Genomic DNA, 14,101 nt, shown 5'->3' with positions numbered 1-14,101 from the left:
GTTGCGCTGCCGGGTTGTGCGAACCTCACAACGATACCTGGCCAGACGGATGCCACCGCACAGGCACAGGGCTGCCTGTGGGATCCGTCCCAGCAATACCGTGATCTGACTCCGGAAGAGAAGTACGTCAACGTGTTCGGTCGTGCCAGTTTTGCCTTCGGTGAAGGTGGCGAGATCTATACCGAAATTGGTTACTCGAAGAAGGAAACGATCTTCAGCAATACGCCCTCCGGGGCGGCGGGCACTTGGGGCTTCCCCGGTGGCGTGGTAACCGCAAACAGCGGCTCAAAGGCCACCGTGCTTGGCCCGGACCATCCCGACAATCCCATTCCCGGGCAGGCGTCCAGGCTGCGCTATTCGGCGTGGGACGTGGGCCCACGCGTCACCAACAACACCAACGAGTTCAACCGCTTCCTGGTGGGCGTAAAAGGCAACTGGGGTGAATGGAGCTACGACACCGCTTACCTGCATTCGGCTACCGATCTCGTCAACAAGCGCACCGGATTTCTGCGCTACAGCGCCGTGCAGTGCGCCCTGGCTGACCCGAACTGCGCAGGCGGCGTGTGGCGTATCGGTGACAATGCCAACCTCAATTCGCAGGCTCTGTACGATTACATCTCTCCGACCATCAGCGCCCGTGCAAAGTCCGGCTTGGACATGTTCGACTTCACGGTCTCTCGCAGTCTCATGGACCTCAAGGGCGGCCCGCTCGGACTGGCGGTCGGTACCGAATGGCGCAAGACCAGCAATAGCCTGACTCCACAGACCTATACCGACGAGGGTGACATCATCGGCTTGGGCTACTCGGCCTATGATGGCACCCAAAACGTGTACGCCGGCTACGTCGAGCTGTCTGCACCTGTGCTGGAACAGCTGGAACTGTCGGCGGCTATGCGTTACGACAAATACGAAAGCGGTGAAGGAAAGGCTACGCCAAAGCTTGGCGTGAAGTGGACCCCGGCCGACTGGATCGCCCTGCGCGCCAGCTATGCCGAAGGGTTCCGCGCACCGAACCCCGCCGAGAACGGCGACGGCGGCCTGGCTGCATTTTCCAATGCGTCCGACCCGGTGCGCTGCCTCATCGACCCCGCCAACGAATGCACGGCCCGGACGGTGGCCATCATTACCCGTCCGAACAAGGACCTGAAGCCGGAAGAGTCCAAGAGTTATTCGCTGGGCGTCGTGCTGCAGCCTACCTCCAGCACCTCCCTGACCGTCGACGCTTGGCAGATCAAGCGCACCAACGAGATTGCTCAAGGCAGCACCAATGCAGCCATCCGCGCAGGCAATGTGCTGCGTGACATTAACAACATCGGTGGCGTTGCCAACAGCGGCAGCATTCTCGCGGTCAACACGGCGTATGTGAACGCCAATTCCTCGCGTGTCCGCGGTATCGACACCGACGTGCGCCAAACCTTCGACATCGGTCCTGGCCAACTGGAGATGGATCTGCAATGGAGCCATGTACTGAAGTTCGAACGGACCGAGGGTGGTGAGACTGTTGACTACGCTGGCACACACGGTAACTGCGATGTGACCAACTGCATCGGCACGCCGAAGGACAAGGTCAACTTCGGCACCACCTGGCGGCAGGGAGCATGGAGCGTCAGCGGTATCGCCAACTACATCGGCAAAATGGACAACATCGACAAGCGTGGCGGCGACTACCAAGCCTTCTATGAAGACGGAACGCCGGTGGAAAAGATTTCCTCTTTCACCACCGTCGACCTGTCTGGCCGTTGGAATGTGACCGACGCCTTTGAGCTCAATGCCTCGGTGGCAAACGTATTCGACCGCATCGCCCCGCTCGACCCGACCACCTACGGTGCGGTGAACTACAACCCGATGCACTTCTCCGGTGCGCTGGGCCGTTACTTCACTGTCGGGGTCAAGTACACCTTCGAATGAGGCAAGCGCATTTGGGGAACAAGGAGCCCGGGCAGTGCCCGGGCTTTTTGTTTGGGTCGCGGCACGCGCGTAAATCGCGGACAAAAAAAAGCCCCGCATCGCTGCGAGGCTTTTTCTCGAATCTTGGCGCCCGAAGTTGGACTCGAACCAACGACCCCCTGATTAACAGTCAAGTGCTCTAACCGGCTGAGCTATTCGGGCGGAGCTCGGTATTTTACCCAGCTAGTGCCCCCGGTCAAGCACCACGGCCGGTCAAGTGGCCGGTGGGCAGGGTTCAGGGCGCCTGCTGGCCTCGATGCGGGCGCGGCCGCCGTTGTTGACGATGATCTTCCTTGACAGCGCTCCGTCGCGCCCGCACAGCTTCAGCGTGGCGTTTTGTCCCGCCGACCGGCCGTCAGCCCGGAAACCCAGGTTGCTGCGCCCGGGACTACCCAGAAGGCGCTGTCCGCGGAAATCGCCGGTGTCCATGACGCGCATCACCGGTTCATCGCCGTCGCGCAGGCCGTTGGCGTTCTCGTCCACCCAGGACATCAGCCCGAGGCCCCATTCGCTCGTTCTCAGGCAGCTATGGGCGTCGGTGGTCGGGCAAATGCCGGTGGATCGCCTGCGCATCACCGCTTCCGACCGCGCGTGGTTGAGCAGGCCCAGCACCTGGTTGCTTGCGCCGGCGGCGAGGCTGCGTTGGGTAAGGTCGGTGAAAACGGGCGCTGCCAAGGCCGCCAGCGTGGCGCAGACCGCCATGCAGACAAGCATTTCGACCATGCTGACCCCTGATTCGCGCATGACGCTCTCCCGCTGGATCCGTTCGCAGCGTGGCGATTTGCAGCGCCCGGCGGCATCAGCCATCGCCCCGTCGGGCACTGGGTGTTCACGGGAAAGACGGGTCGGAAGTGTAAAATCGGGGCACTTTTTCGAAGGCTGAACCCTTGACCGATCGCTTCCAGCTAGTCGCGCCCTACCAGCCCGCCGGCGAGCAGCCGCAGGCGATCGCGCGCCTGATCGACGGCTTCGATGCGGGCCTGGCGCAGCAGACGCTGCTGGGCGTCACCGGCTCGGGCAAGACCTACACCGTCGCCAACGTCATCGCGGCGGTGCAGAAGCCGACCCTGGTGCTGGCCCCGAACAAGACGCTGGCGGCCCAGCTTTACGGCGAGTTCAAGTCGTTTTTCCCGCACAACTCGGTGGAATACTTCGTCAGCTACTACGATTACTACCAGCCCGAGGCCTACATCCCCAGCACCGACACCTTCATCGAGAAGGACAGCAACATCAACGAGCACATCGAGCAGATGCGCCTGTCGGCAACCAAGGCCCTGCTGGAGCGGCGTGACTCGATCGTGGTGGCCAGCGTGTCGGCCATCTACGGCCTGGGTGACCCGAACGAGTATTTCCGCATGGTGCTGCACCTGGTGAAGGGCGACCGCATCGACCAGCGCGAGCTGATCCGGCGCCTCACCGAGATGCAGTACAAGCGCAACGACACCGAACTGGTACGCGGTGCCTTCCGCGTGCGCGGCGAGATCATCGACGTGCACCCGGCCGAGTCCGAGATCGAGGCGCTGCGGATAGAGCTGTTCGACGGCGAAATCGAGACCGTGGCCCTGTTCGACCCCCTGACGGGCCACGTGGCGCGCAAACTGCAGCGCTACACGCTGTACCCGAAGTCGCACTACGTCACCACCCGGCGGACCGTGCTCGACGCCATCGAAACCATCAAGGTGGAGTTCGCCGCCCGGATGGAAGAGCTGTACAAGGCCAACAAGCTGGTGGAAGCGCAGCGGCTGCAGCAGCGCACCATGTACGACCTGGAAATGATGGCCGAAGTGGGCTTTTGTTCCGGCATCGAAAACTACAGCCGCCACCTCACCGGCCAGATGCCCGGCGAGCCGCCGCCCTGCCTGTTCGACTACCTGCCGCCCGACGCGCTGCTGGTGATAGACGAATCCCACGTCACCATCCCGCAGCTGGGTGCGATGTACAAAGGCGACCGTTCGCGCAAGGAAACCCTGGTGCAGTTCGGTTTCCGGTTGCCCTCGGCGCTGGACAACCGCCCGCTGAAGTTCGAGGAATGGGAGCGCCGCGCGCCGCGCAGCATCTACGTGTCGGCCACGCCCGGCAAGTACGAGCTGGAAAAATCCGGCGACAACATCGTCGAGCTGCTGGTGCGCCCCACCGGCCTGATCGATCCGGAAGTGGAGATCCGCCCGGTCGGTACCCAGGTGGACGACGTGCTGTCGGAGATCTACGAGCGCGTGAAGCTGGGCGACCGCGTGCTGATCACCACGCTCACCAAGAAGATGGCCGAAAACCTCACCGACTACCTGGCCGAACACGACGTAAAGGTGCGCTACCTGCACAGCGACGTGGACACGGTGGAGCGCGTGGAAATCATCCGCGACCTGCGCCTGGGCGTGTTCGACGTGCTGGTGGGCATCAACCTGCTGCGCGAAGGCCTGGACATGCCCGAGGTTTCGCTGGTGGCGATCCTGGACGCCGACAAAGAGGGCTTCCTGCGCTCGACCGGTTCGCTGATCCAGACCATCGGCCGCGCCGCCCGCAACGTGCGGGGCAAGGCCATCCTGTACGCCGACCGCATCACCAATTCGATGAAGGCGGCGATAGACGAAACCGACCGCCGCCGCCAGCGCCAGGTGGAGTACAACCTCGAGCACGGCATCACGCCCACCAGCATCAAGCGGGCCGTGATGGACGTGATGGAGGGCGCGCGCACCGAGGCCCAGGACGCCAAGGCGGGCGACAAGCGCCGCAAGGTGGCGGAGGAGGGCACCGACTACTCCCTGCTCAACCCGGCCCAGCTGGCGGCCCGCCTCAAGCAGCTCGAAACCCGCATGCACCGCCATGCCCAGGACCTGGAGTTCGAGCAGGCCGCCAAGCTCCGCGACGAAATCCACCGCCTGCGCACCCAGGGACTGATGGCCTGACCGCGGTCCGGTTGCATTACTTCTGGCAGGGGGGTAGAAAGAAAGGGCCGGCGGATGGGGATCCGCCGCCCTCAACGTCCAACCCGGGGCCGGAGCGCCCAGGGTCATGGGCCTTTCTCAAGGGTGTCGGGGATGACCACCATGGGACTGCGCGGCACGCTTGCCGTGGCTTTTATCTTTTCCACCGGCCTGCTGACCGGCATGGCCGGCCCGAGCTCGGAGGCGGCGGCTGGCAGCTTGCCGCTGGCCGGGGCGTCCGACGCGCCAGCCGCCGAGCCAGGCCTGATCGATCGCTTCAAGCGTAAGGCCTGTGAAATCAGCCTGGCCACGAAGCATGCCGACCGTGTTGGAGCCCAGGAGCGCGGCGGCCACTGCAATCGCTAGTCCGGGTTGCGCCCTCGCCAGAGCGCGGGGCTTGGCCTGCCCAAGTCACCGGGGTATACTTCCGTCCCCTCGGGGGCGATTAGCTCAGCGGTAGAGCATTACCTTGACATGGTAGGGGTCACAGGTTCGAACCCTGTATCGCCCACCATCCAGATCAGGCACCCGGTGCCCGTCGGATGGACTCGAAGGGATTCAAGTACGGAAAACGACGAAAAACCGCGCTGGCAGCAGGGCGGTTTTTTTGTGCCCGTCGTTTTCGTTCAGGGTACCGGCATCCGGTGCGCGCGCAGCCGCTCGTACACCGGGCGGCAGGCCTCGGCCACCGCGGCGAACTCACCGGCCAGCGCACTTTCCCGGGCCCGCCAGGCTTCGAAGCCGGTGGATTTCCAGACCGCGTCATACCAGTGCGGCGCCCAGATGCCGTCGCTGGCGCGCGGGCCGGACGGCCACGACAGCATCGCGTCGGAGAACTCAATGCCAAGCCGGCCACACAGCGCCCGCAGGTGTGCCTCGGGGGCACGCAGGAAATCGCCGGCATCGATCACCGGCGGGGCTTCGCCCAGGTGCTCGCACAGCAGGTCGAACAGCTCTCCCTGCTGCGGCAGGCCGATGTCCTCGGGTGTCACTTCGGCGCGCGACTTCAGGTAGGACGCCACCACCTCGGCCGGATCGCGGATCAGGAAGACGTTGCTGAGCTTGAACACCCACTGCGAGGCCATTTCCGGCAGCAGGTGGTGGCTCATGTGCTTCTGGTACCAGATCGGCTTGCCATCCGGCACCGGGCCGAGCAGCGTCCGGGTGACCCGGCGCCAGTCGGTTTCGCCGCTGGCGATGATGTCTTCGCGACCCGGATGCTCCAGGCCGGTCTCGGCCAGGTAGGCCGCGTAAAGGGGTTCGTCGCTCACGGTGCAGTCGGCGCGGTTCTCCCAGGCCCGCATCATCGCCGTGGAGATGTTGCGCGGGCTGCTCCACATGGCGATGCGCAGCGGCTTCATGCCAGCTGCTCCGCTGCGCGGACGGCCACGTCGCGTTCGACCAGGCCGCGGTAAAGCGCCTGCAGGCGCGCCACCATTGGTCCGGGCGTGCCGTCGCCGATCACGCGGCCGTCGATCATGCGCACCGGCGCCAGGCCGGCGAAGGTGCCGGTGGTGAAGGCCTCGTCGGCTGAATACACCTGGCTGAGGCTGAAGTTCTTTTCGAAGCAGTGGATGCCGGCTTCGCGGCAGGCGCGCAGCACGTTGGCGCGGGTGATGCCGCCCAGGCAGTAGTCGCCGGTGGACGTCCACACCTCGCCCCTGCGCACGATGAAGAAGTGCGTGGAGTTGCAGGTGGCCACGAAGCCGTGCGGGTCGAGCATCAGCGCCTCGTCGGCGCCGGCGGCGGTGGCCTGGATGCAGGCGGTGATGCAGTTGAGCTTGCTGTGGCTGTTGAGCTTGGGGTCCTGCACGTCGGGGTAGCCGCGGCGCACGTGCACCGTGAACAGGTCCAGGCCCCGCGCCAGCGTTTCGGGCTTGGCCATTTTGTGCTCGGGGATGATGACCACGGTGGCCGGCCCGATGGTGACGCGCGGGTCCTGGTAGGGCGTGCGCTTCACCCCGCGCGACACCATCAGGCGCAGGTGCACGCCGTCGCGCATGCCGTTGGCCGCCAGCGTGTCGTAGACCGCCCGGGTGAGCGCGCGGCGGTCCAGGCCGATGTCTAGCGCGATCGCCTTGGCCCCTTCGAACAGGCGGTCCAGGTGCTCGTCCAGGAACACCGGATGGCCGTCCACCACGCGCAGGCCCTCCCAGACGCCGTCGCCCAGCACGAAGCCGCTGTCGAACACCGAAACCGTGGCCTCGGCCCGTGCTTTCAGCGCGCCGTTCACCCATATCCGGATGTCGGCGTTGCGCGGGTCGTCGTGGAAGTCGTGGATGCTCTGTGCCATGTGCGAGTTCCGGGTGGATGTCGGCCCGAGTCTAGCCGGAAACGACTGAATTCATTGACTTTCAGCGGCTCCGGGCCTACCTTTGCGTCGTCAGAGGCTGAAAGAAGGTGGCCCCGGGAAACCGGCGCCCAGCGTGCGACATGAGCACTACCATCCTCCACTGATGGCACCCCCAGGTCCCGCATCCGCAACGGGCGCCTGGCGCTCTTTTTTTTGCCCGACACCCGCCAGCCCGTCCCGCCGCTTTCCACGCGCGGGCGCAACGAGAGCCCCATGATCAACATCACGCTTCCCGACGGCAGCCGCCGTCCGTTCGAACATCCCGTCAGCGTTGCCGACGTCGCGCTGTCCATCGGCCCGGGCCTGGCCAAGGCCGCCCTGGGCGGCAAGGTGGACGGCAGGCTGGTGGACGCCAGCTTCGTCATCGAAAACGACGCCGCGCTGGAAATCGTCACCGACAAGCATCCCGACGCGCTGGACGTGCTGCGCCACTCCACCGCCCACCTGCTGGCCCAGGCCGTGCAGCGGCTGTTCCCGGGCACCCAGGTCACCATCGGCCCGGTGATCGACAACGGCTTCTTCTACGACTTCGCCTCCGAGCGCCAGTTCACGCTCGAGGACCTGCCGGCCATCGAGGCCGAGATGCTCCGCATCGTCAAGGAAGCGCTGCCGGTCACCCGCAGCGTCAAGACGCGCGACGAAGCCGTGGCGTTCTTCCAGGGCATGGGCGAGCACTACAAGGCCGAGATCATCCAGTCGATCCCGGCCACCGAGGACCTGTCGCTGTATACCCAGGGCGAGTTCACCGACCTGTGCCGTGGCCCGCACGTGCCGGGCACCGACAAGCTGCGCGCGTTCAAGCTGATGAAGGGCGCGGGCGCCTACTGGGGCGGCGACCACAACAACCAGATGCTCAGCCGCATCTACGGCACCGCCTGGCTCAACGACAAGGACCTCAAGGCGCACCTCACGCAAATTGAGGAAGCCGAGAAGCGCGACCATCGCAAGATCGCCAAGCAGCTCGAGCTGTTCCACCTGCAGGAAGAGGCGCCGGGCCTGGTGTTCTGGCACCCCAAGGGCTGGCAGCTTTGGCAGGTGGTGGAGCAGTACATGCGCGGCGTCTACCGCGCGTCGGGTTACCAGGAAGTGCGCTGCCCGCAGATCCTCGACGTTTCCCTGTGGAAGAAGTCCGGCCACTGGGACAACTACAAGGAGAACATGTTCTTCACTGAGTCCGAGAAGCGCACCTACGCGCTCAAGCCGATGAACTGCCCGGGCCACGTGCAGGTGTTCAACCAGGGCCTGCACAGCTACCGCGACCTGCCGATCCGCTACGGCGAGTTCGGCGCCTGCCACCGCAACGAGCCTTCGGGCGCGCTGCACGGCATCCTGCGCGTGCGCGGCTTCACCCAGGACGACGGCCACATCTTCTGCACCCCCGACCAGGTCGAGGCCGAGGTCACCGACTTCCACCGCCAGGCGCTGAAGGTTTACCAGGACTTCGGCTTCCAGGACGTGCAGATCAAGATCGCCCTGCGCCCGGAATCGCGGCTGGGCGACGACGCCACCTGGGACAAGGCCGAGGCCGCCCTGCGCGCCGCGCTGTCGGCCTGCGGCGTGGCCTGGGAGGAGCTGCCGGGCGAGGGCGCCTTCTACGGCCCGAAGATCGAATACCACCTCAAGGACGCCATCGGCCGCACTTGGCAGCTGGGCACCATGCAGGTGGATTTCATGATGCCCGAGCGCCTGGGCGCCGAATACGTGGACGAAAGCTCCACCAAGCGGCATCCGGTGATGCTGCACCGCGCCATCGTGGGTTCGATGGAGCGTTTCCTCGGCATCCTGATCGAAAACCACGCCGGCGCCTTCCCGGCCTGGCTGTCCCCGGTGCAGGCGGTGGTGATGAATATCACCGACGCCCAGGCCGATTGGGTCGAATCGGTTAGGAAAACCCTTGTGAATCAAGGCTTCCGGGTCAAGGCCGATTTGCGGAACGAGAAGATCGGCTATAAGATCCGCGAGCACACGCTGCAAAAAGTCCCGTACCTGCTGGTGGTTGGCGACCGCGAGAAGGAAAATGGGATGATTGCGGTACGCACGCGGTCCGGGGAGGACCTGGGCTCGATGCCCGTCGAGGATTTCCTCGCCAAGCTGCGCGCGGAGAATGGCCCGGTCGCCTGATCACGGCGGCCGGATCGGTTTCAACTAAATAGGAACAAGCGAATCAATACTTCATCTACTGACAAAGGCAACCGAAAGAATCTCGAGATCCGCGTCCCGCGCGTGCGCGTGATCGGTCTCGACGGCGAAATGGTGGGCGTGCTGACGCGCGACGAAGCCATCGCGCTGGCCGAGGAATCGGGCGTAGACCTGGTTGAGATCCAGCCAACCGCGGATCCGCCGGTTTGCCGCATCATGGATTACGGCAAGTACAAGTTCGACCTGCAGAAGAAGGCCAACGCGGCCAAGAAGAAGCAGAAGATCGTCGAGATCAAGGAACTCAAGTTCCGCCCGACCACCGACGACGGCGACTACGTCATCAAGCTGCGCAACCTGCGCCGCTTCCTGGAAGAGGGCGACAAGGTCAAGGTCAACATCCGCTTCAAGGGCCGCGAGATGGCCCACCAGGAGCTGGGCATGGAAATGGCCAAGCGCATCGAGGCCGACCTGGCCGACGAAGTGGTGATCGAGCAGCGCCCGCGCCTGGAAGGCCGCCAGATGATCATGATGGTCGCCCCGAAGAAGAAATAAGGCGCCGCTACACAAAGCATTGGATTTGTTGCATAATTCGCGGCTCGCCGGGTTTCCGGCGGGCTCCCGGTGCGGCATCCGGGCCCAGGTCATCGGGCGAAGCCGTCATGGACCTGTCATGGTTTCCCCAAGGAAACCAGAGACTTACAAGCCGACACGGGCAGGACGGAAAGTGTGGCGCAAGCCACCGCCCAGGTCAGTAATAAACGAACCCAAGAAGGGACACCCATGGCCAAGAACAAGATCAAGACCCATCGCGCGGCCGCGAAGCGCTTCCGGAAGACCGCTTCCGGCAAGTTCAAGTGCGGCCACGCGAACCGTAGCCACATCCTCACCAAGAAGGCGACCAAGCGGAAGCGCAACCTGAGGCAGACCAACCATGTCTGCGCCTCGGATGCCGGCCGTCTGATGCGTCAATTGCCCTATCTCTGAGGAGGACTGAACCATGGCACGAGTCAAGCGTGGTGTAACGGCGCGCCGCCGGCACAAGAAAGTCATCAAGATGGCGAAGGGCTACTACAACGCCCGTCGCAAGGTCTTCCGCGTTGCCAAGCAGGCCGTCACCAAGGCCCTGCAGTACGCGTACATCGGTCGCAAGCAGAAGAAGCGTCAGTTCCGCAGCATCTGGATCGTCCGCATCAACGCGGCCGCCCGCATGCACGGCCTGAGCTACAGCCGCTTCATGAATGGCCTGTTGAAGGCGAACATCACCCTGGACCGCAAGGCCCTGGCTGACATCGCCATGCACGATCCCGTCGCTTTTGGCGCGATCGCAGAGCAGGCCAAGCGCGCTCTCGCGGCGTAAGGCCAAGCCCCGCGGCGGCATGCCGCCAGCGGGTGCGATCAAAGTGGGGAAGGGCGAGAGTCCTTCCCCATTTTCGTTTCAGGGCAATGCACACAAGTGGACCTGCGAATGACCGAGCTCGACACCCTCACCCGATCGGCCCTGGCCGACATCGACGCCGCCGCCAGCCTGGACGCGCTGGATGCCCTGCGCGTGTCGCTGCTGGGCAAGTCCGGCAGCATCACCGGCCAGCTCAAGCAGCTGGGCGCGATGGCGCCCGACCAGCGCAAGCTGGCCGGCGAGGCGGTTAACCGCGCCAAGGATGCCGTGGCCGAGGCCATCAACGCCCGCAAGGCAACGCTGGAAGACGCCGCGCTTGCCCAGCGCCTGGCCTCCGAGCGTGTTGACGTGTCGCTGCCTGGCCGCGGCGCCGAAGTGGGCAACCTGCACCCGGTGTCGCGCACGCTCGAACGCATCACCGATATCTTCGCGCGCCTGGGCTACCAGCTGGCCGACGGGCCGGAGATCGAAGACGACTTCCACAACTTCGAAGCCCTGAACTTCCCGCCGCACCATCCGGCGCGCGCGATGCACGACACCTTCTATTTCCCGCCCGATGCCCAGGGCGAGGCGCGCCTGCTGCGCACCCACACGTCGGGCGTGCAGGTTCGCTTCATGCAGCAGGCCGTGGCCGACAACAGCGGCCCGCCGCTGCGCATGATCGCCGCCGGCAAGGTTTACCGCAGCGACTCCGACCAGACCCACACGCCGATGTTCCACCAGGTGGAGGGTCTGCTGATTGACGAAACCTCCAGCTTCGCCGACCTCAAGGGCACGCTGGCCGAGTTCGTGCGCGCGTTCTTCGAGCGCGATTTCGAAATGCGCTTCCGCCCCAGCTATTTCCCGTTCACCGAGCCGTCGGCCGAAGTGGACATCGCCTGGCAGCAGCCCGACGGCAGCACGCGCTGGCTGGAAGTGCTGGGCTGCGGCATGGTCCATCCCAACGTGCTGCGCGCATGCGGCATCGATCCGGAAAAATACACGGGCTTCGCCTTCGGCCTTGGCGTGGAGCGCTTCGCGATGCTGCGCTACGGCGTCAACGACCTGCGCAGCTTCTTTGAAAATGACGCCCGCTTCCTGAGGCAGTTCGCATGAAGTTCCCCGAAAGCTGGCTGCGCGAGCACGTCACTGTTTCCGCCACGCGCGACGAACTGTCCGCGCGCCTCACCGCCATCGGCCTGGAAGTGGAAGATGCCCAGGTGCTGGGCGAAGGCCTGGACGGCGTCATCGTTGCCGAGATCGTGTCCTGCGCCAGGCATCCCGAAGCCGACCGCCTGCAGGTGTGCCAGGTGGCCATCGGTGGCGGCCAGAGCGTGCAGATCGTCTGCGGCGCGCCGAACGCGCGCCCGGGCCTGAAGGCACCGCTGGCCATGGTCGGCGCCACGCTGCCGGGCGGCATGGTGATCGGCGCGGCCAAGCTGCGCGGCGTGGATTCGCAGGGCATGCTGTGTTCGGCCAAGGAGCTGGGCATCGACGCCGACGCGTCGGGCCTGCTGGAGCTGCCGGCCGATGCGCCCGTGGGCTCGCCGATGGCCGCTTACCTTGGCCTGCCCGACGCCAGCTTCGAGCTCAAGCTCACGCCCAACCGCGCCGACTGCTTCAGCGTGCGCGGCGTGGCGTTCGACGTGGCGGCCGCGCTGTCGGCGCAGGTGAACGCGCTGGAAATCCCCGAAGCGGCGATCACCAGCCAGGCTTCGCTGGCGGTGGATCTGCACGCCGGCGCCGACTGCCCCCGCTACTGCGGGCGCGTGATCGAAGGCGTGGACGCCGCCGCGCGCTCGCCGCTGTGGCTGACCGAGCGACTCAAGCGCGCCGGCCTGCGCCCGATCAGCCCGCTGGTGGACATCACCAACTACGTGATGCTGGAACTGGGCCAGCCGATGCACGCCTTCGACGCCGACACGCTCCACGGCCCGGTGGGCGTGCGCCGCGGCCGCAAGGGCGAAACGCTCAAGCTGCTGGACGAACGCGACGTGGCGCTGGACGACGGCTTCCTGCTGATCACCGACGGCGATCGCCCGGTGGCGCTGGCCGGCGTGATGGGCGGCTGGGAAACCCGCGTCACCGACGCCACCACCCGTGTGTTCATGGAAAGCGCGCACTTCGCCCCGTCTGTCATCATCGGACGCGCGCGCCGCATCGGCCTGCACACCGACGCCTCGCACCGGTTCGAGCGCGGCGTGGACCCGCAGCTGCCGCGCTACGCGCTCGAGCGCGCCACCGCGCTGGTGCTGCAGGTGATGGGCGGCCGCGCCGGCGCCATCACCGAGGCCGCGCTGCCCGAACACCTGCCGCAGCCGCAGCCCGTGGCGCTGCGCCGCGCCCGCCTGGCGCGCGTGCTGGGCATCACCGTGGCCGACGCCGAGGTCGAGCGCATCCTGCGCGCGCTGGGCATGCAGGTTGCGGCCACGGCCGAAGGCTGGTCGGTGCTGCCGCCGACCCGCCGCTTCGACATCGCCATCGAAGAAGACCTGATCGAGGAAGTGGCCCGCATCCACGGCTATGACGCCATACCCACCACCACGCCGTCCGGGCAGATCCGCCTGGCCGCGCCCGTGGAGGGCAGGGTGGCCGACGCCGTGCTGCGCCGCCAGCTCACCGGCCGCGGCTACCTGGAAGCCATCAATTACGCCTTCGTGGACGGCGGCACCCTGGCCACCTGGCAGCTGCAGGCCGGCGCCGTGGCCCTGGCCAATCCGCTGAGCGGCGAGCTGGGCGTCATGCGCACGTCGCTGCTGCCCGGCCTGGTGGACGCGCTGGCGCGCAACCGCGCCCGCCAGCAGCCGCGCGTGCGGCTGTTCGAGCTGGGCCGGGTGTTCCAGCTGACCGAAGGCGCACCGCTGGAAACCCCGCGCATCGCCGCCGTGGCCTGCGGCCGCCAGGCCAGCGAACAGTGGAATGCCGACGACCGCGAAGTGGATTTCTTCGACCTCAAGGCCGACGTCGAGGCCCTGCTGGCCCTGGCCAACGCCACCGCCGAGTTCCGCCCCGACGCCAGCCCGTTCGGCCACCCGGGCCGCAGCGCCTCGGTCTGGCGCGACGGCCAGCGCATCGGCTGGGTCGGCCACCTGCATCCGGGCCTGGCCAAGGCCCTGGACCTGGACGGCGAGGTGGTGGGTTTCGAACTGGACCTGGCCCCGCTGGCCGAGCGGGCCGTGCCCCGGGCCAGCGAGCTGTCGCGCTACCCGTCCGTCCGCCGGGACATCGCGCTGGTCGTGCCGGAATCCACCCCCTGGGCGGCCCTGCGGGCCAGCCTGGAAGCCGCGCTCGGGCCCCTGCTGCGCGAGGTCCGGCTGTTCGACCGCTACGTTGGTCCGGGCCTAGACACCGGGTCAAAGAGTCTGG

General features: G+C 66.0%; 12 protein-coding genes and 2 tRNA genes. 10 read left to right on the top strand and 4 right to left on the bottom strand.

Annotation, left to right across the window (positions count from 1 at the left end):
* On the top strand, positions 1-1,908 hold a 1,908-nt coding region (locus K0M70_RS09135), incomplete at its 5' end, for a TonB-dependent receptor (protein WP_290781504.1).
* A 124-nt stretch (positions 1,909-2,032) separates the two neighbouring features.
* On the opposite strand, the gene K0M70_RS09130 is transcribed toward K0M70_RS09135, so the two are convergent.
* Together K0M70_RS09130 and K0M70_RS09125 are read right to left on the bottom strand one after the other, a co-directional pair.
* A tRNA-Asn gene (locus K0M70_RS09130) sits at positions 2,033-2,109 on the bottom strand.
* Between the two features lie 51 nt (positions 2,110-2,160).
* A complete protein-coding gene (locus K0M70_RS09125; RefSeq protein WP_290781502.1) occupies positions 2,161-2,691 on the bottom strand; it encodes a GspH/FimT family pseudopilin in 531 nt (176 codons plus the stop codon).
* 143 nt (positions 2,692-2,834) lie between these two features.
* On the opposite strand from K0M70_RS09125, the gene uvrB reads away from it, so the two are divergent.
* The 3 genes from uvrB (at position 2,835) to K0M70_RS09110 (ending at position 5,382) form a co-directional block, all read left to right on the top strand.
* Entirely contained in the window at positions 2,835-4,850 is a 2,016-nt protein-coding gene (gene uvrB, locus K0M70_RS09120) for an excinuclease ABC subunit UvrB (protein WP_290781501.1), read from the top strand.
* A 132-nt stretch (positions 4,851-4,982) separates the two neighbouring features.
* Positions 4,983-5,234 (top strand): hypothetical protein, encoded by a 252-nt coding sequence (locus tag K0M70_RS09115; protein WP_290781500.1) that lies wholly within the window; start codon positions 4,983-4,985, stop codon positions 5,232-5,234.
* Positions 5,235-5,307: 73 nt separating this feature from the next.
* A tRNA-Val gene (locus K0M70_RS09110) sits at positions 5,308-5,382 on the top strand.
* A 112-nt stretch (positions 5,383-5,494) separates the two neighbouring features.
* Here K0M70_RS09110 and K0M70_RS09105 read toward each other — a convergent pair.
* Both K0M70_RS09105 and K0M70_RS09100 read right to left on the bottom strand, forming a co-directional pair.
* Entirely contained in the window at positions 5,495-6,229 is a 735-nt protein-coding gene (locus K0M70_RS09105) for a hypothetical protein (protein ID WP_290781499.1), read from the bottom strand.
* On the bottom strand, positions 6,226-7,161 hold the full coding sequence (locus K0M70_RS09100; RefSeq protein WP_290781497.1) for an aminotransferase class IV: 936 nt from the start codon (positions 7,159-7,161) through the stop codon (positions 6,226-6,228). The genes K0M70_RS09105 and K0M70_RS09100 overlap by 4 nt, the downstream gene beginning before the upstream one ends.
* Before the next feature lie 273 nt (positions 7,162-7,434).
* Between K0M70_RS09100 and thrS the strand changes: the two genes are divergently transcribed.
* From thrS to pheT, 6 genes are all read left to right on the top strand, one after another.
* Positions 7,435-9,342, top strand: a complete 1,908-nt coding sequence (gene thrS, locus K0M70_RS09095) for a threonine--tRNA ligase (protein ID WP_290781496.1) — start codon at positions 7,435-7,437, stop codon at positions 9,340-9,342.
* Positions 9,343-9,384: 42 nt separating this feature from the next.
* Positions 9,385-9,912, top strand: a complete 528-nt coding sequence (gene infC, locus K0M70_RS09090; protein WP_290781506.1) for a translation initiation factor IF-3 — start codon at positions 9,385-9,387, stop codon at positions 9,910-9,912.
* A 228-nt stretch (positions 9,913-10,140) separates the two neighbouring features.
* On the top strand, positions 10,141-10,344 hold the full coding sequence (gene rpmI / locus K0M70_RS09085) for a 50S ribosomal protein L35 (RefSeq protein WP_290781495.1): 204 nt from the start codon (positions 10,141-10,143) through the stop codon (positions 10,342-10,344).
* Between the two features lie 13 nt (positions 10,345-10,357).
* The gene (gene rplT / locus K0M70_RS09080; RefSeq protein WP_290781493.1) at positions 10,358-10,717 is read left to right on the top strand and encodes a 50S ribosomal protein L20; all 360 of its coding nucleotides are present in this window, start codon (positions 10,358-10,360) and stop codon (positions 10,715-10,717) included.
* A gap of 108 nt (positions 10,718-10,825) precedes the next feature.
* Entirely contained in the window at positions 10,826-11,851 is a 1,026-nt protein-coding gene (gene pheS, locus K0M70_RS09075; protein ID WP_290781492.1) for a phenylalanine--tRNA ligase subunit alpha, read from the top strand.
* Positions 11,848-14,101 (top strand): phenylalanine--tRNA ligase subunit beta (gene pheT / locus K0M70_RS09070; RefSeq protein ID WP_290781490.1); only part of this gene is annotated, 2,254 nt, incomplete at its 3' end. The genes pheS and pheT, both read left to right, overlap by 4 nt.

This window comes from Arenimonas sp., from assembly GCF_019459675.1.
Classification (GTDB): Bacteria; Pseudomonadota; Gammaproteobacteria; order Xanthomonadales; family Xanthomonadaceae; genus Arenimonas.
Note: the sequence above shows the minus strand (reverse complement) of the source record. Positions and strands in the feature narration are given on the sequence as shown.

Coding starts and splice junctions, on each gene's coding strand:
- K0M70_RS09125 (WP_290781502.1), bottom strand. CDS start 2,691: ATGCGCGAATCAGGGGTCAGCATGGTCGAAATGCTTGTCTGCATGGCG.
- K0M70_RS09115 (WP_290781500.1), top strand. CDS start 4,983: ATGACCACCATGGGACTGCGCGGCACGCTTGCCGTGGCTTTTATCTTT.
- K0M70_RS09105 (WP_290781499.1), bottom strand. CDS start 6,229: ATGAAGCCGCTGCGCATCGCCATGTGGAGCAGCCCGCGCAACATCTCC.
- K0M70_RS09100 (WP_290781497.1), bottom strand. CDS start 7,161: ATGGCACAGAGCATCCACGACTTCCACGACGACCCGCGCAACGCCGAC.
- thrS (WP_290781496.1), top strand. CDS start 7,435: ATGATCAACATCACGCTTCCCGACGGCAGCCGCCGTCCGTTCGAACAT.
- rpmI (WP_290781495.1), top strand. CDS start 10,141: ATGGCCAAGAACAAGATCAAGACCCATCGCGCGGCCGCGAAGCGCTTC.
- rplT (WP_290781493.1), top strand. CDS start 10,358: ATGGCACGAGTCAAGCGTGGTGTAACGGCGCGCCGCCGGCACAAGAAA.
- pheS (WP_290781492.1), top strand. CDS start 10,826: ATGACCGAGCTCGACACCCTCACCCGATCGGCCCTGGCCGACATCGAC.